The 17,399-nt window shown below is 61.7% G+C and carries 18 protein-coding genes and 1 pseudogene; 17 read left to right on the forward strand and 2 right to left on the reverse strand.

From position 1 onward, the window contains the following. The first annotated feature begins 398 nt into the window (after positions 1 to 398). The 11 genes from ACMGFE_RS23045 (at position 399) to ACMGFE_RS23095 (ending at position 10,272) form a co-directional block, all read left to right on the forward strand. Positions 399 to 1,139, forward strand: coding sequence for a DNA-binding protein (locus ACMGFE_RS23045; RefSeq protein WP_436927620.1), 741 nt, complete (start codon positions 399 to 401; stop codon positions 1,137 to 1,139). Between the two features lie 221 nt (positions 1,140 to 1,360). Next, complete coding sequence (locus tag ACMGFE_RS23050) at positions 1,361 to 1,708, forward strand: DUF8013 domain-containing protein (RefSeq protein ID WP_436927621.1); 348 nt, start codon at positions 1,361 to 1,363, stop codon at positions 1,706 to 1,708. A gap of 146 nt (positions 1,709 to 1,854) precedes the next feature. Further along, positions 1,855 to 2,520, forward strand: coding sequence for a helix-turn-helix domain-containing protein (locus ACMGFE_RS23055; RefSeq protein ID WP_436927702.1), 666 nt, complete (start codon positions 1,855 to 1,857; stop codon positions 2,518 to 2,520). Positions 2,521 to 2,529: 9 nt separating this feature from the next. After that, entirely contained in the window at positions 2,530 to 3,216 is a 687-nt protein-coding gene (locus tag ACMGFE_RS23060) for a hypothetical protein (RefSeq protein ID WP_436927622.1), read from the forward strand. 444 nt (positions 3,217 to 3,660) lie between these two features. Further along, the gene (locus tag ACMGFE_RS23065) at positions 3,661 to 3,897 is read left to right on the forward strand and encodes a winged helix-turn-helix domain-containing protein (protein WP_436927703.1); all 237 of its coding nucleotides are present in this window, start codon (positions 3,661 to 3,663) and stop codon (positions 3,895 to 3,897) included. Positions 3,898 to 4,030: 133 nt separating this feature from the next. Further along, positions 4,031 to 4,954, forward strand: a complete 924-nt coding sequence (locus tag ACMGFE_RS23070) for a DUF955 domain-containing protein (RefSeq protein WP_436927623.1) — start codon at positions 4,031 to 4,033, stop codon at positions 4,952 to 4,954. Positions 4,955 to 5,015: 61 nt separating this feature from the next. Further along, a complete protein-coding gene (locus tag ACMGFE_RS23075) occupies positions 5,016 to 5,693 on the forward strand; it encodes an IS6 family transposase (RefSeq protein ID WP_436927624.1) in 678 nt (225 codons plus the stop codon). A 467-nt stretch (positions 5,694 to 6,160) separates the two neighbouring features. After that, a complete protein-coding gene (locus ACMGFE_RS23080) occupies positions 6,161 to 6,664 on the forward strand; it encodes a hypothetical protein (RefSeq protein ID WP_436927625.1) in 504 nt (167 codons plus the stop codon). Between the two features lie 553 nt (positions 6,665 to 7,217). After that, positions 7,218 to 7,841: a DUF6735 family protein gene (locus tag ACMGFE_RS23085; RefSeq protein WP_436927626.1), complete on the forward strand. Its 624-nt coding sequence runs from the start codon at positions 7,218 to 7,220 to the stop codon at positions 7,839 to 7,841. Positions 7,842 to 8,022: 181 nt separating this feature from the next. Beyond that, a complete protein-coding gene (locus ACMGFE_RS23090; RefSeq protein ID WP_436927627.1) occupies positions 8,023 to 8,973 on the forward strand; it encodes a helix-turn-helix domain-containing protein in 951 nt (316 codons plus the stop codon). Between the two features lie 357 nt (positions 8,974 to 9,330). After that, positions 9,331 to 10,272, forward strand: coding sequence for a transcription initiation factor IIB (locus ACMGFE_RS23095; RefSeq protein ID WP_436927628.1), 942 nt, complete (start codon positions 9,331 to 9,333; stop codon positions 10,270 to 10,272). A 192-nt stretch (positions 10,273 to 10,464) separates the two neighbouring features. On the opposite strand, the gene ACMGFE_RS23100 is transcribed toward ACMGFE_RS23095, so the two are convergent. Beyond that, positions 10,465 to 11,790 (reverse strand): outer membrane protein assembly factor BamB family protein, encoded by a 1,326-nt coding sequence (locus ACMGFE_RS23100; protein WP_436927629.1) that lies wholly within the window; start codon positions 11,788 to 11,790, stop codon positions 10,465 to 10,467. Positions 11,791 to 11,964: 174 nt separating this feature from the next. Between ACMGFE_RS23100 and ACMGFE_RS23105 the strand changes: the two genes are divergently transcribed. From ACMGFE_RS23105 to ACMGFE_RS23120, 4 genes and pseudogenes are all read left to right on the forward strand, one after another. After that, a complete protein-coding gene (locus ACMGFE_RS23105) occupies positions 11,965 to 12,414 on the forward strand; it encodes an SWIM zinc finger family protein (RefSeq protein WP_436927630.1) in 450 nt (149 codons plus the stop codon). A gap of 266 nt (positions 12,415 to 12,680) precedes the next feature. Beyond that, a pseudogene (locus tag ACMGFE_RS23110) lies at positions 12,681 to 12,815 on the forward strand (CBS domain-containing protein); the annotation flags it as partial. Between the two features lie 87 nt (positions 12,816 to 12,902). Then, on the forward strand, positions 12,903 to 13,130 hold the full coding sequence (locus ACMGFE_RS23115; RefSeq protein ID WP_436927704.1) for a CBS domain-containing protein: 228 nt from the start codon (positions 12,903 to 12,905) through the stop codon (positions 13,128 to 13,130). A 103-nt stretch (positions 13,131 to 13,233) separates the two neighbouring features. Beyond that, on the forward strand, positions 13,234 to 14,319 hold the full coding sequence (locus ACMGFE_RS23120; protein ID WP_436927631.1) for a saccharopine dehydrogenase family protein: 1,086 nt from the start codon (positions 13,234 to 13,236) through the stop codon (positions 14,317 to 14,319). A 48-nt stretch (positions 14,320 to 14,367) separates the two neighbouring features. Here the strand turns inward: ACMGFE_RS23120 and ACMGFE_RS23125 are convergent, their stop codons facing one another. Then, positions 14,368 to 14,826 carry a DUF411 domain-containing protein gene (locus ACMGFE_RS23125; RefSeq protein ID WP_436927632.1) on the reverse strand — a complete coding sequence of 153 codons (459 nt, stop codon included), beginning with the start codon at positions 14,824 to 14,826 and terminating at the stop codon, positions 14,368 to 14,370. A 379-nt stretch (positions 14,827 to 15,205) separates the two neighbouring features. Here ACMGFE_RS23125 and ACMGFE_RS23130 point away from each other — a divergent pair, with 379 nt between their 5' ends. Both ACMGFE_RS23130 and ACMGFE_RS23135 read left to right on the forward strand, forming a co-directional pair. Next, on the forward strand, positions 15,206 to 16,192 hold the full coding sequence (locus tag ACMGFE_RS23130; protein ID WP_436927633.1) for a PLP-dependent cysteine synthase family protein: 987 nt from the start codon (positions 15,206 to 15,208) through the stop codon (positions 16,190 to 16,192). Next, entirely contained in the window at positions 16,189 to 17,382 is a 1,194-nt protein-coding gene (locus ACMGFE_RS23135) for a cystathionine gamma-synthase (RefSeq protein WP_436927634.1), read from the forward strand. The genes ACMGFE_RS23130 and ACMGFE_RS23135 overlap by 4 nt, the downstream gene beginning before the upstream one ends. The last annotated feature ends 17 nt before the right edge of the window (positions 17,383 to 17,399 follow it).

Consider the following 17,399-nt stretch of genomic DNA (forward strand, 5'->3'; position numbering starts at 1 on the left):
CCCGCGGCCCGTCCTCGCTGGCGCACTCCTGCGCTCCGTAGCTCTGAGTGTAGTCGCCTCGGAGGGTCGGCCGGCGGCACCTGCCGCCCCGCGCGGTGGGAGGGTCGGCAGGCGACGAGCCGGTCGGCTGAACGGTGTGTCACAGTCGGCAGCTCCGAGGTGGCTACCGAAGTGCGGCGTTCCCACCTCGCACCGAAGCGCGGAACGCAGGCCGCGCGGCGGCGGTCGGGTCGGCGTCGATAGCCACGGCTGACGAGTCGTTGTGTCGAAAGAAGACGCCGCGTGAGCGCCTTCGTGCGGAAATCACGGCCCAAGTGATTCCAATGACTAGTAGAACTCGATTCGGTAATGAACTTTCGGTCGAAACGCATGCTGAATACAACACGGACGACGAAGCGGTGGTCGACGAGACGCCGGAGCTGCGGCGGTCGGTCGACCAGGAGATCCAGGGGAAGGTCGATACGAACCACCCCGAGGCCCGGCCAGAGGGCATGACCCTTGAAGGCGAAGAGCGCTTCAGAGCGCGAGAAGCCGAGATTCGACGCACTCGGCAGCGGTGGGATCGGCGACAGTCCTCGGACCGGGAAGCCCGGACGCGCGAGGTGGCCAGCTCCCAGACGCGCTACGCTCGGGAAGAGCCCCCGACGGATCCCCGGGAACATTTGAGGCAGGAGCAACTCGCGGAAGTGAACAACCACGCAGCGCGGATCGTCGAGGAGTTCGACGACCGGTCTCGGTCCGGGGCGGCGTACCGCCTCGCGGAGCACGTGCGCGACGGCGTAGACATGCTGAACGCGGTGTTGCTGGTCAAAGAAGAACTGCACGCGTCGCCGGGCGTTCCGGTCCCCATCGACACGCTCGAAACGGTTCCGCGCTCGACGGTGACCATCGAGGGGGCAGTGACCCAACTGTGGGATGCTGACAATCCGGCAATTCAGCAGGTCGGGCTCATCGAAGACGACACCGGTCGAACGAAGTTCACCGTCTGGGAGAAGAGCCGGAAGCCTTGGGTCGAAAAAGGGCAGACGGTGCGGCTGCGTCAGGTCGAGAAGAGCTGGTACGAGGGACGCGTCTCGGTAGCCGTCACTGGCTGGTCACAGATCGAATTCCCAGATCGCGGTCGGTGGTGGACCGAGTAGCGGGCTGACTCTCTCCTTTTTTCGTCTGTGCCGGACCAGCCCAACCCCGCCTCCCCACCCACCGCTCCGTGCTCGCTGCGCTGCGCGCGCAGCCACGACCCCCATTTGATACGTTCAGCTCGGTAGTATACAGCCCTCTCTCGTCTGCGTGCTGGCTGCGTTTCTCGTGCCCCGTGAAGGGCGAGGGCTCGGTCACACGTCCTCGGGAGCAACTGGTCCCTGTGAGTTCGCACGACGACTCCGACGACGTACCGATCGATGCGATCCCTGTCGACATCGCGAACACCACTTCGAACGCGGTCAGTCCTGACAAGGTTCCAGCCGAGATCGAATCGCTGACGCTCGCGCTCGCGAGTGAGTGCCCACCGACGAATCCACTTGTCGTACTGAAGGCGGCACGATGGTGGTACATCCACGGGAAGGGCGGCGCCGATCCGGTCTTCCAGTGGGCCGTCGAGTGGACGCGCCATCTCGCGACCGACACACCAAGTGACACGGATCAGTTCAACGCGTTTCTCGATTACCCCGTGATCGTTGGGTTCGCTGAGACCACATCCGAACTCCGGTGACTCGGTGAGAACAGCTGTGCGCCTCGAACGAACAGTTAGGCAGCTCGCTACTAGAAACGGAATATCTATGTTTTGCTATCTCCTTAGAGATAACTAACGACGCCACGAGTTCGACGATACCGAAAATTCCATCAATGATCGAGGCTATGGATGCCACGGCTGCGAAGATAATCTTAGCCATCAAGCGCGGCGACTCTATCAACCGAGTCGCGAGCAAGATCGGCGTCTCGTACTCGTGGGTGTACGACTGGATCGAACGTCTCGAAGATGCAGCTATTGTCGCAAATACCGATAGTGGACTGCACGTCGTCGACCATGAGTTGCGACAGCAGTACGCCGAGATGATGGCTGCGTTGTACAGCCGCCACTCAGTCTCCCAGGAAGACGCGTACCTCATTCCGCACTTCGCGAGCATGGCGTTCGCGTACACGGAGATCGATGCGGCGTACGTTTGGACGCACGGTGGCTATCAGATCGCCCGCGACCACGACGACTATCCAGTCTTCGTCGCAGTCCACGAGCGCGATGTCGACCGGTGGCTCGCCTTCTTCCAGCAGTTCGGCGTCGATGCGACGATCGGTGAGCGACCGGACGCGAGTGCCGTCGATGGGGCGGTCCACTACGTCCTGTTCCCGACAGCTGACGGTATCGACGCTGAGTGGGTCGACGGGAACCCCGTTATCCCGTTAGATGTCGCTGTCGACCAGATGCTGGAGAACCGTCCGGCTTACGAACCGGCACTGGAGATCATCTCCGCGGAATACGATATCGACGTCGACGCATCGCACCACAGTTCGACGACCGCTGATTGATCAGAACAGATGAGCCTTCCCGAACGCCAAGCCGAACTCATCGACACCCATCGAGCGATTCAGGCCGCCGGACTCCCGTACGTACTCGTCGGTGGCTGGGCCGTCTCCGCGTTCCAGACGCGGTTCACGACCGATATCGATGCCGTCATTCCGGCGACCGCACTCGACGACTACGCGTCGCTTCTCGTCGACCGTGGCTACGAGAGGGAATTCGAGACGGACATCTCGAACGAGTACGAAGGCCAGATGATCCAGTATTCAAAAGCGGTTGGTACACATTCGGTAACCTTCGAGGCACTCGTCGACGCGATGCGATGCCGGCAAACTGACGCCGAGTGGTCCTATCGGTACCTGACCGAACATAGCTCAGTCGAACCGCTCACCGTGGCTGAAGACCTCGACGGTCGTATCCCCGAACCAGCACTGCTATTCGCGATGAAGCTCCACAGCGGCCGATTGGCCGACACACGTGACCTCGTCGTCATCAGCACCCAGGCCGACTTCGATCGCATCGAGCGACACCTCCATCGCGGCGACCCCGAGCAGCTCGCCGGGCAGATCGACACGGTGTTAGATCGCCTCCAGGCCGATGAATTCGCGGATTCGTTCAAGGGCGTCTTCCAACAGGAGCAACTGCCAGCCGATGCAATCGAGGGCCTTGTTTCGTTTCTTGCAGGTCAACGGGACCAGCTTTGATCTGCTATCGGTGTCGCGGTTGTGCCCTTCGACTTTCAGTCTCCGATCAGGTGACCACACGGGAGTGCGTGGCGATCGTTCGGGCCTCTAATCTCGATCCCGAATAGATCGCAGCCACACTGGGGGCACTGGCTCGGCAACTCGTCAGTTGACGATGATCGACTCTCTCGATAGGGACTGTTGGTCCCGTTCGTCATGGGCTGATTCTCAGGTTGACTGCTGAGCGGTGGCACCCTCTGACGCAGTTCTCGGCTGCGAAATCCTTGCTGGAACCCGATTTCGCAACGTATTGCATTGGGTATTCACATGGATTAATGATACTCCTGTATAAAAAACCTCATTAAATAATGCGGCTATACACATGAATTTATTATTGGAACTTGATAAGACCCCGCCTATCGATGTAGTGCCAACGTGGTCGAACGTCGCACACCGCCGGGGTGGATGCAGTTGCCGATAGACGACCGTATCCTCGAATGTCTCTCGTCGTCGGGGCTAATCCTCTCTCCGTCGGTCATCGCCATCAACATCGACAAGTCTCGGGACGAAGTGAACCGCCGATTGTCGACGCTGACTGACGAAGGGTACGTTGAACGCGTGAAACGAGGCTACTACGAGATCTCGGAAACTGGCGAGCAGTACTTGCAAGGCGATTCTGAGACGAGCGACGGCTCCGAATAGGACTCCCATTACGAGTCCCCGCAGAATCGTGGGCGCCCTCTCCGGAGAGGGTCCACAGGCGATACGCGATTGTTTTCTCTGCGCCCAGAGGGGTGCGGGCGCGTCCTATTGTGCTCGCGGTGACCTCGAATCGATGACTTCGATCAGTGACTCGTCGGTCTCCTTTGACGAGACCGATACACGACGCGACGAGATGTACAGCACGATCGACGCCTGGATCGACGACCTCGTCACGGCCGTCGACGAGGCACAGTCGAGTGATGAATTCCTGGAGTGGCTCGACGTCCAGAGTCGCTTCCACGACTACTCGTATCGGAACACGCTACTGATCAAGCGGCAGTGCCCAGAGGCGACGAAGGTGGCCGGCTACCGGACGTGGCAGAATGAGTTCGACCGCCACGTCACGGAAGGCGAGTCGGCTATCTGGATCTGGACACCGATCATCACGACACGCTGTCCCGAGTGCGAGAACTCGCCGAGTTACCACGAGAAGATCGGGTGTGAGTACGACGAAACGCCGCCCGAAAAGTGGTCCGAGGGTTTGGTCGGGTTCAAGCCCGCACCCGTGTTCGACGTCTCCCAGACTGAGGGCGAGCCCCTCCCCGAACTCGACACGGCGGCGAGGGGCGAGGCAACCGATCTACTTCCAGAGCTGATCAACATAGCGGACGACATCTGTGTGAGGGTGAACGTAGTCTCCGATGCCGAGTGGATTCACGGAGACGCTGATGGGATCTGTAGGCGTTCCGGAAGCGAGGAGAAGCCAACGGTCAAAATCCATGATCGAGAGAGCCGTGCGGCGGTCGCCGGGACGCTGATCCACGAGTACGCACATGCACTGCTCCACTTTGACGGCGTGGACGAAACCGAACGGTCGAAACGTGAGGTGGAGGCAGAAGCCGTCGCGTACATCGTTGGTCGCTACTGCGGGCTCGACATGAGCGGGTCGGCGTTCTACCTCGCGGCGTGGGAATCGGACGATGCCGAAACTGTTCGGGATCGACTTGCCCGTATTAATCGGGCAGCAGAGGAACTTATCGAACGCATTGCCGATTGAGGATTGCGGCACTGTCTAGTTGAGGGTGTTAGAAGTGAGCAGGTCGTAGCGAGAAGTGTCCATGCAACTCGCAGACTTGCTCAGAGAGACCTTAGATGTGGACAGCCAAGACGTTTGGGAGAACGAGCGCACCCGGACACCCATCCGTTGTTTCGGGGTGCGTCTCCATTCAATGGGGCTGTCAGTTCGGGAGACGAGTGCTGTCTTAGACTTGCTGGGTGTCGATCGCTCGCACGGAGCGATCTGGCAGTGGACGCATCGACTGGCCGACAGCGAGCATGACCCGTCGCCGGCGCAGCCGGCGCGGGTCGCAGTCGACGAGGCCGCTGTCAAAATCGACGGTGAGTGGAACTGGCTATTTGCGGCGGTCGATCTTGAGTCGCTGTATCTGCTCGCTCTCACGGTTTTCGGCCACCACGGCACAGATCCTGCTGCGGCGTTTCTCCACCGCCTCACCGAAAAGTACGACCTCGCTGATACCGAGTTTCTCGTCGATGCGTACGGCTATCGGACTGCCCTCGCTCGATTAGGGCTCAGCGGTTGGGTTGACTACGCCGACCGAAACCACATCGAAAAGTGGTTTCACACGTTCAAAATGCGCTCTGACCGCTTTCACACGAGCTGGGTGGGCAGTCGAACGGCTGTAACTGAATGGTGCCAGCAGTTTCGCCGCTATTACAACCAGCAGCGGCCAAATCAGGCACTTGACGGCGACACTCCAGCGGAGGTGCTGAACTAGACAGTGCCCTTGTATCGAACTGGTGTGCACTGGAGACTACCTTTCGCCAGCTATGTCGCGTGTCAGGAAGTACTCTCCCTCAGACGTCTTTTGATTTTGTCAGGTTTCTGCCAGGCATGGTCGCCACCAGACCCTCCCAGCACCGACCTTTTTCGTCCGTAGCTCCCCGACGGCTTCCAAGTCCTGCAAGTAATTGCGGGCTGTGTTTCGGTGGACATCAGAAGACAACTTCTCCGCGACCTGTGGAGCGGTGAACGGCTCACACCTGTCGTCTCCGTCCTCGAAGACTTCCAATACATCGTCTGTAGTTGTACTCGGGTTGCGTCCGGCCATAATGTCGGTATGCACAATCCAAGGATGGCGGTTGACGAGCCGGAAATATGGTTGTGCACACTGAAAAGAATTGTGCTGATGCCGAAATAAGCGCCTCAGAAATATTTTTGTCTATGGCGACAAAAATTCGCACCATGTCTGACGACCCCACGAACCGGGAAAGCACTTTGACTTCGGGGTCGGTTAATAGTGCGCTCCCGGCTGTGGAATTCGATAAACAGCCTATCCCGCTTGTCCGCCCTAACTACCTGCGAATCACTCGTACTACACCACCGAATATCGCCGTAGAACATTTCGAAGATCAGAAGACCGTATATGAGGCGACTCGTTCAGCAAGCGACGACGATCTCCAGACGATCTTCGGAGATCTGCTCGACCCAATTCACACCGTCGCCTCGTTCTGTCTCGTGTCGGTTGCTGTAAATGCCAACCACGTGGCAGTAGACGGAATCGTCGCAGGGTACGGAACGCCGAAGATAATCTCCAAAACAGGGGCCTCAATCACTCATCGTCAGCCGTGTTTCTCGCCTGGTGTTCAATTCTGTGTTTCCACCGGGACCACTACTATAAGTGAGATACAGGACGCGCTTGTCCACGCCCTACGGCCGCAATCCAACTGCCATTTCGTCGGTCCATAGACCCTCCAATGAATCATATTCCTGAACATCGAGATACGGCGGACTCAACACACCGTGAAATCGAGACAGCGAATGGATTCGAACCAGTCGACCAGCTGTGTCCGGAGTGTCTCACCAAGTTCGATTACCGGTTAGATGCGACGATAAATCCCGTGTTCGACGGAGAACCACCGGTTGAACTTTGTATCCATGCGGGCGGTGGGTCCGGCACTATCGAAGCGATATTCGTTCACGAGCACCCCGAGTGGATGTGACACGCCCTCTCGGCAGACCATACCGTCGTAAATTCTCGATCCGGATTAATCGTAGTTCGGCATTTACTGCTTTCTATCGGATTTCATATGACAACGCGTGTGATATTAGAAGTGGGATCGAATAGAGACGATGTACGGCACTTGCTGCTGGAAACTCCCTCTTTGAATGTTGCGGTCAGGCGCTTCCCTGGCAAGGACGAAAGTTCGGGTTCAAATGTCGGGCTACGTTACTTTCGACAGTCGTGATTTATCGCCCCCTGAGGGGTGCGGGGGCACCAACGAGGCTCCCGCGGGTACCAATGGGACATCGTGCACTCATCGCCTACGAACGGTCGGACCGCACTTACAACGTCCACTATTCCCACTGGGGCGCGCAACATCTCAGGCTCAAGACAGCGATCACGGACGAGACGCCATTCGGTGGTGACGAACCAAACCAGACGCTTCAGACCGTCCACAGACAACTCCTCGAAACGAGCTCGTACCAGGCAGTCGATCGGGTACTCGACGGGTATGACCTTCCGTCGCTCCAAGTCGACATCGAACCACAGTGTCTTGGCTGGACCGTCGACGAAATCATCGGCGACCTGCTGGACTACCTGCACCACGAAGCGTTCTACGTCGTCGACACCGACTTCCGAGTTACCGCCTACCGGACCCACTGGTTCGGCCTGCAACACGATTGCCGGGCAGTCGCGGACGCGCCCACAGTCGGTAACGGTGCACTCAGAACTGTGCGCTGGTACGAGGGCGAGCCAGTCGGCGACGGGTTCGCACAGGGTGAGTTCCGAGCGCTCAAAGATGTCGTCGGCGACTTGATCGACCGCGGCGTGTTCACCCACGCCGACGCCATCCAGTACATGGAGACGAAGCTTGACGAGTGGGTCGAAGACCAGGAAGAACTCATCGTCCGTAGACCGTGACTCCTCGAGTAGCACATTACGATTCACTGGAAATCCGGTGTGCGCTATCGCGTGATTTTGTCTCCCCCTGAGAGGGGTGCGTGTGGTCAACCGAGGCTTCGCGCTGACCTTCGTTGTCGACGACCGCGTAAACAAAAATCCAGAAACATATTTATAGGAACCGAATAAAATGTATACACAGATGATCGCAAAGGCTGGTCTCGCCGTGATCGACGCGCTGAGTACCGGCCGTGAAGCGACGCCAGCTGACCTCGCGACGGAAACCGGGTATTCCGAGGCACACACCTACGAGGTGCTCGACGAGTTGCTCGCAGCGGGGTTCCTCACCGAAACCCGTGGCCCCAACAACGAACGTCGAGTCTCCATCGCGGCGCATCCAGTTATCGAAGCGTACCGGAGTCTGCGGTCGGAGCTTGGCCACGTCGAGTGGCTCGACCTCCTCTCGCCGGCCACACTCAGAGTGTGCTGGTATCTCGACGAACCGCGCCGTGCTGCCGAGATCGCAGAACGGCTCGATATCACTCGGCAGGCGGTCCACAGGGCGCTGTCGCCGCTCAAGCATCGAGCGATGCTGTCACCGTCTGGGCCCGAATACGCATTGAGTGATGACCTCGCACCGCTCCTGTCGTTCGCTCGGGCTGTCGTGACCCACGAACACCGATCGCGGGTCCGGGAGGTCGCACCGAGTGCGACCGTCGAGTGGTGTGACCCGAAGCGGGCACTCGTCCGCGTGCAGACGGCCACTGATACGGACGCACTACAGGCGGCACCCGACTGGCAGCTCACCGGTCTCGGTCGATTCGAAGAGTACGGGCTGCAATTTTTCCTCGCCGGCGAACCCGCGTTCTGGTACGCGCCAGACGCGGAGCTCACGCCTGCCGAAGTGGTGTGCCACACGCTCGTCCTCGATAGCGGGTCCCGCCGAGTGAGTTATTCGATGCTGTTGATCGAAACACTGAATCTCGACCGGAAGACGCTCACAGCAACTGCAAAGTGGTACGACCTGGAGCCTGCGGTGGCTGCGATGTATCGGTCGCTTCGAGGCGAGTCCGAGATATCGGCGGACGCCCCCGTCGTCCTTCCGAGTGAATCCGAATTTGCGGCCCTCAAGGAGCAGTACGGAGTCTCATGACGGTGTTCACGGGCGGTGACGTGATCAGGGCGTTTCCCGATTAGGAAGGCCCCGTCGAGGACGCCATCGACCGACTGGTCACTAAACGAATTCTCGAGCGCGACGGAGCGACGATCCGGCTGCGGTAAGCGACGCTCCGAGCGGTTCATCGCCAGTTCTCGAGAACGGAATTCTCGCAGGTCTCTCGTTCACAGGAACAACCTGCATACGCGACTCGATATCGACGAGCCACGATGGGTGGTCCGACGGTCGGTTCGCGAGGACTCTCCTCGAATCACGGTGTCCGCTATCGCGTGATTTTATTCCCCCCTGAGAGGGGTGCGGGGGGCATCAAACGAGGCCTCGCGCTGACCTTCGATGGCAACAACAGAACCCTACCAGAGTGGCTTCGACGAACAGCATGGCCGAACGATCCCTGCCGACGAGTGTCCCGAATGCGAGGGGCGACTCACCACAGACGGCGGTGAAACCCGGTGTACTGAGTGCGGGCTCGTCGTCGAGGCGTGTCGCCTCGATCGCCGCGGTCCACGCGTCTTCGACGAAGACGAGACGAACCGCAAACGAACCGGCGCACCGCTCACCGAAGCGCGACACGACCGCGGGCTCTCGACGGAGATCGGGAGCAAGACAGACGGGCAGGGGAACCAACTTCCCGGGAAGAAACGACGACAGCTGGGTAGACTGCGCCGCGAGCACACGAGAGCGAAGTGGCGGTCGAAAGCCGAGCGCAACCTCGCCCACGGCTGTACGGAGATCGCACGGATGACAGGTGCGATCGACCTCGACCAGGACGACCGCGAGCAGGCCAGCGCGCTCTTCCGGTCAGCTCAGAACGAGGACCTGCTGCATGGGCGGTCGATCGAGGCGTTCGCGGCGGCAGCCATCTACGCGGTCTGTCGGTGTACGCAGGCGACCCGGACGCTCGGCGAGGTCGCATCCGTCGCGCAGGTCGACCGCGAGCGCGTCACCAACGCCTACGACGTACTCAACGACGAACTCGGCCTCCCGGCACCACCACAGCGACCGCGGGAGTTCATCCCCTCCCTCGCTTCAGCGATGGACGTTCCCACGGACACCGAGTGCCACGCTCGCGTGCTCGCCGAGCGCGCCTGGCGGGCCCAGGAGAGCATCGGTGTCCATCCTGCCGGGTTCGCAGCGGCCTGTCTCGCCGTCGCCTGCCGGGACCACGGCGTGGACATCACCCAACTCGACCTCGCCGCTGAAGCGGACGTGAGCCCGGCCACAGTCCGCGAACACCGCGATACGATCGAAGCCGAACGGGAGTCGTGGGACAGATGAGATTCCGCTGGTTCCGCGGACGGGTTCCCGGCCTGGATCCGAACGTCGAGCGCGTCTACGAGTGTCGCCACTGCGGGACGTCCGTCGAGTCAGCGGCCGAGCCCTGTCCAGCCTGCGCCCGGTCGGACATCGCGACGTACGAATTCAGATAGTTACGGCGTGGATCGAGAGCGATTCGGACGGACACCTGACTCAGCCGAGCGCGATCAGTCGTTGACCAGTCACGTCTCCGTCTGCTCGGCGTTCAGAGACGACGGTCAGATAGACCGTCCCACCTGCGATCACGAGTCCTTCGGCGTGGTCCTCGAAATGCCGCTCCCACAGTCGATCCCCGCTGGTGAGATCGAACGCAGTCGCCGTCGCGTGTTCGGCCCCGGTCGTCTCGACAGACGGATCGTGCGTCACTGCGAGGACCGTCTCACCGGCACCGACGAGTTCCATCACGTCGTGGTCCAGTACCGTCGTCCACTCCGTTTCGCCACCGTGTGTGACCGCCCGAATGCGCCGGTCGCCGAGCGCTGTCACGACGAGATCCGGAGTGACAACGGGTACGACGGGCTGTCCGACCGGGTCCGGAGCGTCTTCGGGCTCCTCGCCGACCTGCCGCACAGGTGGTGACGCAATCGCCCACCGCTCTTCGCCGTCGGTTCGAGCTAGCGCCCGTAGTTTTCCGCCAGGTCGGTCTTCGTATTCGAGCGTCGCGTAGACGGTGGCGCCGGCGACGGCCGGACTCTGGTATATCCGTGGCCCGGTAATCCGCGACTCCGGCGGAACCGACCACTTCGTCGCCGCGCCTCTGTCGGCGTGGGCCGGTTCGTCGTCATCACGGTCTTCCCACGGCCATTCCGTTGCGTTGGCCGTCAGATCGACCGCCTCGACGGTGAACGCCGTCGCGACGTAGGCCGTCTGTTCGGTGACGGCCGGCGATCCCCCGGCGTCGTGGGTCGACGCCCACGTAATCTGTCCCGTCCCATCGAGCGCCGAAAAGTATCCCCCGTACTCCAGGTACAGTCGTCCGTTCGCGAGCGTCCCGCTCGCCGTGTTCGCGCCGTGACAGGGCCGGCCGTGCCAGATTTCCTCGCCGGAGTCGAGGTCGACGCCGAAGACGCAGTCCGTGCCGGTGACGTACGCCCGGTCGGTGCCGAGCGTCGGCGTCTCGAATCCCCATGGTTCGGAGTCGGACTCCCAGAGGCGTTCCCCGTCCGTTGCCCGGAGCCCGACCGTCGAATCGTCGGCGTTCACGACGACGCGCGTACCGCGGACGACCGGCTGGTGACAGAACGAAAATTCCTGAGTCCACCGAGTCTCCGGTGTCGACCGGGGCGGTGAAGCGTCGGCGTTGTACCGAGTATTGCGGGCGTCGTAGCCGCTCGATGGCCAATCGTCCGGGCCTGGGGCTGCGTCAGGGATAGGCTCCGCACCGGCATCACCCAGTACCGAGCACCCCGCAACTCCGACTGCCGTCGCGGCGGCGGCCCCCCGGAGCAGGGACCGTCTCGAGTATCGCCTGGAGGGCATCGATCATACTGTGGATGGTTTTCACAAACCAGTTCCGGATCGTGAAATGTTGGTTTCTGGGAAGAACTGGCACGGAGTCCAGCTACCGCTCCGAGACCGGGAGATGCACACCGCATGGTCGTTTTTTCCGCGCCCCGAGGGGCGGGGCGCTCGTGTCCGGGCGCTCCGGAGACCATGCATCCACTCGAACAACTCGAATTTCCGACCCGCATCGCCAGGCGTGCCCAGTACGAAGCCTTCGAGTTCGTCCTCACGACCGAGGGCATCCTCGTTCGGAACTGCAGTCATCCCGATCCGAGCGAACACGAGTATCTCGTGACGGTCGTGGATGGAGTGCCGACCGGCTGTGAGTGTCCAGCCGACGACCACTACGAGAGCGCGTGCAAACACCGCGTCGCGCTCGCGATTCGGCGACCACTGCTCGATGCCGTCTCTACTACTCAACCCGTCGTCGCCGATGGCGGCCGGGCCGAGTCGACGACGCTGTCGGATTTCGAGACCGTGACGGACAGACGCACCGAGACAGACGAATCGAACGAGTCGGCCGATGGCTGCGATGAGTGTATCGGCGAGTTCCCATGCTGGGAGTGTGTTCGGACCGGCCACGAAGAACTGCCCGACTAACTTTCGTTCACGCAGCAAGCAACGACACTGATCGGGAAGATTCGAATGCTAATCGCATCGGGTCTGTCTCGTTCCTGAACGCGGATCGTCCCGTAGCAGCGTCGTTGTTGCTCCGATCTTCGATGTTTAGCACTCGCACCGTGATCGAGTCGATTTAGCTCATGAGGCCGCAGTTAGCTCTAGCTCGAACTGTCTGCTACCCCTCAGGGTAGTCCAATCCCTGTACTTGGTGGCGAGGACACTACTACCATGAGGTAGCACAGCTCGCACGCGACGACGTCGTCACTGTTGACCGAGACACGTTCGTTCGGGATATCGCGGAGGTACTGTTCGATCAGTCCGTGGGGAGCGTCGTTATTGTCGAAGAAGACGAACCCGTCGGAATTGTGACGGACCGCGATCTCGCCGTCGAGCTGCTCGTCGAAGACGGACCAGCCAATCTCTTGAAATCAGACATCGAACTCGAAGGGATCACTGCCGAGGACGAGATGACGGCAGAGCCGCTCGTTGTTGCGGTCGACGACGAACTGCCTCGCGTGCTCCACCACATGGCCGAGGCCCACGCACGGCGTATCCCGGTCGTCGACGACGGCTCGCTTGCGGGAAAACTCGCGCTCGACGACGTGGTCATTCTCCTGGTAGGAGAAAGTGCACACGTGTCGGCACAACTCGACAACGTCGCAGGTGTCATTCGATCGGCGTCGCCACAGGAGTGAGTGTCCGCGTCTCCCTACGTGTTCATACTGTTAGTGGGAGAATGTAGGATGGACTAGCGATGCAACGGAGAGCAACTTTCGGGCAGTCGGAGGCTGGTTCGCTGTGACTCGGACGGTACTCGTCGGAGGCTACGGTTCAGTGGGGCGCATTGTCGCCCGGGAACTCGCCTCGTCGATGGCTGATCGGGAGCAGTTGCTGATCGCCGGCCGTACCGGCTCGAAGGCCGCCTCACTCGCCAAGCGACTCGGCCCAAACGTATCCGGCGTCTCCTTCAATGTCGAAGCCCCCTCCACCTATCTGAGCGTTCTCGGGGACGCCGACCAGGCAATCGTCTGTCTCGACCAGTCGGGGACGGCGTTCGTCGAGGCGTGCCTCAAACGAGGCGTCGATTACGTGGACGTGACCGCGTCGGACGAGTTCTTCCGACAGGTCGAGGCACTCGGCCCGATTGCCAGAGAAAACGACGCGACGGCGGTTCTGAGCGTCGGGCTGGCTCCCGGAATCACGAATCTCCTCGCCGCGCGCGTCGTCGACGAACTGTCGACTGTTTCTGACGTCCGGATCGGCGTCCTCCTCGGACTCGGCGAGTCGTTCGGTTCGGAAGCGAGCCGCTGGACCTTGGAGCGCATCGGACGACCGTTCACAGTGCGGACGAACGGTGACGCCCAAACCTTCAGGGGATTCACCGACCCACGGCCGATCGAGTTTCCCCGATACGGCCGTCGTACCGCGTACCGGTTCGACTTCGCCGACCAGCATGTCGTTCGACGGACGCTCGACGTCCCGACAGCGTCGACGCGATTCTGCTTCGACTCCCGGCTCGCTTCGGCGGGCATCCACGGGCTCGTCAGGGCCGGAGTCTATCAGCCGATGGCCGACGCCGTCGGAGTCGACCTACTTGCTCGACTCAGTGAGGGTCTTTCGCTCGGGGGTGACGGGTTCGCAGTAACGGTCACCGCCGAGGGGCGACGGGATGGAACCTGGATTTCGACGACCGAAGCAGTCGACGGGCGAAAACAGAGTCGCGTGACGGGTCTCGTCGCAGCGATCGTCGCCCAGGCGGTGGCGGCTGGGAACGTGTCTAACGGCGTCTCTCACGTCCACCAAGTTCTCGAACCGACCACTGTACTCGACGAGATTCGGTCCCATGACTACAGAATGATGTCTAGCGAGCGCGTTCTCGGGTGATGGTGCAATTCCTATCGGCCCAATCTACAGGCCCGTCGTCGCTCCCGTCTAGTACTCTGTGTAGACACCACTCGCCTGACCGTCATCGAACTCGTGGATAGTAAACGGCCCTTGCTTCGACCCGCCCATCCCAGGCGACCCTGCGGGCATCCCCGGCAATGCGACTCCGTCTAATTCGGGCTCGTCGTCGAGCAGCGTTGCGATGACGGGTGCAGGAACGTGCCCTTCGACGACGTACTTCCCAACGGTGAGCGTGTGGCAACTCCGTAGCTCGTCAGGGACATCGTATCGGCGTTTGACCGTCGCGATGTCGTCAGGCGTGGTCTCCATGACCGTCCCGTCAATTCGCTCACCGAGGTACGCCGCGTACTGCGAACAACAGCTACAACCGGGAGAACTGTACTGGTGGGCCTCGACGACTGCGAGGGAAACGTCGTCGCCAGAAGCATCCGATCGACCGCCGCTTAGACAGCCACTGAGGCCGACTGCGATCGTCGTAACGCTCACACCGACGACATCTCGACGTGTCCAGGCGGGAGTCATGCATCCACGTTCGTCTCGGGGTGATTACCGTCTCTCGACGATTCCAGTGGAGTGAGAACGGCGACACCGGCTCGAATCAGAAAGCGCAAAGAAGCTCGGCGCGAGAGATTCTGTTATGGTCCGAGCCCAATCGGTCCCCGACCTCGCCGTGCGGTCAACGTTACGGCAGGGCGGGCGCCTCGGCTCGTTCGACCGTCGCCAGCAGTTGGTGACGCAACCGACGCCGTCTAACGACATGCAGACGGCACATTTCTCCGCTGGGTCGACTCGTTGTTGTTGCTGTTGACCGAAACCTGGTTCTGACCGCACCGGCCGCCGACTGCCCACAGCACGACCCAGACAGATGACTACTCACAGCGAACTGCAAGCATCGATACTCGAGACTATCGGCGAGACCCCTCTCGTTGAGCTCGACGCGTCGCCGGCCGACGTTCCCATATACGCCAAGCTAGAGGGGTTCAACCCCGGCGGGAGCGTCAAGGACCGCGTCGGAAAGCACGTCCTCGAACGGCTCGTCGAGCGCGGCGCCCTCGAATCGGGCGACACCGTCGTCGAACCGACGGCCGGAAACACCGGCATCGGTATGGCCATCGCCGCTCGTCAACTCGGCCTGGAGGCCGTCTTCGTCGTCCCAACGGGGTTCAGTGCCGAGAAGGAGACGCTGATGGCCGCGCTCGGCGCGGACATCGTTCACACGTCGGGCGAGGACGGTATGGACGGCGCCGTCGAACGGGCACACGAAATCGCTGCCGACCGCGACGACGCGGTCGTTCCCCAGCAGTTCGAGACGCCGCTCAACACGAAGGCACACTACCTGACGACCGGTCCCGAGATACTCGACGCCCTCGGCGACCGGGTCGGCGCCGTCGTCGCTGGCGTTGGCTCAGGTGGCACCCTAATGGGTGTGGCTCGTGCCGTCCGAGAGCGAGTACCCGACGCACTCGTCGTCGCCGTCGAACCCGAGGGGTCGACGTTCGGTGAGGTCCTCGGCCATCACCGCGAGGAGGCGCCGTACAAAACGGAGGGGATCGGGACCCACGACCCGGACGTCACCGACCTCTTCGACCCCGCACTCGTCGACGACGTGCTCGCAGTGAGCGACCGAGCCGCGCACGACGAGGTCCAGCGCCTCGCCGCCGATGAGGGACACCTCGTCGGCTCCAGCTCCGGCGCGGCGAGCGTCGCCGCGCAGCGGATCGCCGAGGACATTGCATCCGGCGAACGCGACACCCCTGTCGACACAGTTGTCACGGTGTTCCCCGACGGAAGCGAGCGCTACCTCTCGAAAAACATCTACGGGTCGTTCGACGCCTGGGAGGGGAAAGCATGAGCGACGGAGAAACGCCGCGACCAGATGGGGATGTGGACGATGCCGGAGAATACCTCGACACGCGGGCGATCCACGGCGGCCAGTCTCCCGATCCGCCGACCGGAGCGGTGATGACACCTATCTACGCCACGTCGACGTTCGCCCAGGACGCGCCGGGCGAGCACCGGGGCTACGAGTACTCGCGGACAGACAACCCCACGCGAACGGCGCTCGAAGCCAACCTCGCGAGTCTGGAGAACGGGGCACACGGACGGGCCTTCGCCACCGGCATGGCTGCGATCAACACCGTCCTGAACCTCCTCGAGTCGGGCGACCACGTCGTCGTCGGCGAGGCCGTCTACGGCGGCACTCACCGACTGTTCACGCAGGTCTACGAAGACTACGACCTCAGCTTCGACTTCGTGGACGCGACGGATCTCGACGCTGTCGCGGACGCGGTGACGGAGGCCACCGAACTCATCTGGGTCGAAACGCCGACCAATCCGTTGCTCCGGATCGTCGACGTCGAATCCATCGCTGCCGTCGCCAGTGGCCGAGACGCACTCTTGGCCGTCGACAACACGTTCGCCACCCCTTACCTCCAGCGCCCGCTTGACCTCGGAGCGGACGTCGTTGCTCACTCGCTGACAAAGTACCTTGGCGGGCACTCCGACGTCGTCGGCGGTGCCCTGGTCACCGCCGACGCGGATCTCGACGAGCGAATCGGGTTCTACCAGAACAGCGTCGGGGCGACGCCAGACCCGTTCGCCTGCTTCCTCGTCCTGCGGGGGACCAAGACCCTGCCCGTCCGGATGGGGCGCCACTCCGAGAACGCCCACGGTCTAGCGGCGTGGCTCGAGGACCATCCGGCCGTCGACCACGTGTACTACCCGGGACTCGGGTCCCACCCCCAGCACGACTTGGCGGTCGACCAGATGGACGACTTCGGCGGCATGGTCAGCTTCGAACTTGACGGGTCGCTCGACGACGCCGAAGCGCTTGTCTCGGAGACGGAGGTGTTCACGCTCGCCGAGAGCCTCGGCGGCGTCGAGAGCCTTCTGGAACACCCCGCGTCGATGACTCACGCGTCAATCCCGCAGGAAGAGCGGGCGGCGAACGGTATTACTGACGGGTTAATTCGCCTGAGCGTTGGCATCGAGGATGTCCGCGATCTGCAGAGCGACCTCGAACAAGCTCTCGGCGTTGTCTGACTAGTCAGGAACGAGCG

The sequence above is a fragment of the Halosimplex amylolyticum genome (assembly GCF_051414035.1).
GTDB classification, from domain to species: Archaea; Halobacteriota; Halobacteria; order Halobacteriales; family Haloarculaceae; genus Halosimplex; species Halosimplex amylolyticum.

Bases quoted from the DNA above. Each gene is read 5' to 3' on its own strand.
- ACMGFE_RS23055 (WP_436927702.1), top strand. From the start codon at position 1,855: ATGGATGCCACGGCTGCGAAGATAATCTTAGCCATCAAGCGCGGCGAC.
- ACMGFE_RS23060 (WP_436927622.1), top strand. From the start codon at position 2,530: ATGAGCCTTCCCGAACGCCAAGCCGAACTCATCGACACCCATCGAGCG.
- ACMGFE_RS23065 (WP_436927703.1), top strand. From the start codon at position 3,661: ATGCAGTTGCCGATAGACGACCGTATCCTCGAATGTCTCTCGTCGTCG.
- ACMGFE_RS23070 (WP_436927623.1), top strand. From the start codon at position 4,031: ATGACTTCGATCAGTGACTCGTCGGTCTCCTTTGACGAGACCGATACA.
- ACMGFE_RS23075 (WP_436927624.1), top strand. From the start codon at position 5,016: ATGCAACTCGCAGACTTGCTCAGAGAGACCTTAGATGTGGACAGCCAA.
- ACMGFE_RS23080 (WP_436927625.1), top strand. From the start codon at position 6,161: ATGTCTGACGACCCCACGAACCGGGAAAGCACTTTGACTTCGGGGTCG.
- ACMGFE_RS23085 (WP_436927626.1), top strand. From the start codon at position 7,218: ATGGGACATCGTGCACTCATCGCCTACGAACGGTCGGACCGCACTTAC.
- ACMGFE_RS23090 (WP_436927627.1), top strand. From the start codon at position 8,023: ATGATCGCAAAGGCTGGTCTCGCCGTGATCGACGCGCTGAGTACCGGC.
- ACMGFE_RS23095 (WP_436927628.1), top strand. From the start codon at position 9,331: ATGGCAACAACAGAACCCTACCAGAGTGGCTTCGACGAACAGCATGGC.
- ACMGFE_RS23100 (WP_436927629.1), bottom strand. From the start codon at position 11,790: ATGCCCTCCAGGCGATACTCGAGACGGTCCCTGCTCCGGGGGGCCGCC.
- ACMGFE_RS23105 (WP_436927630.1), top strand. From the start codon at position 11,965: ATGCATCCACTCGAACAACTCGAATTTCCGACCCGCATCGCCAGGCGT.
- ACMGFE_RS23115 (WP_436927704.1), top strand. From the start codon at position 12,903: ATGACGGCAGAGCCGCTCGTTGTTGCGGTCGACGACGAACTGCCTCGC.
- ACMGFE_RS23130 (WP_436927633.1), top strand. From the start codon at position 15,206: ATGACTACTCACAGCGAACTGCAAGCATCGATACTCGAGACTATCGGC.
- ACMGFE_RS23135 (WP_436927634.1), top strand. From the start codon at position 16,189: ATGAGCGACGGAGAAACGCCGCGACCAGATGGGGATGTGGACGATGCC.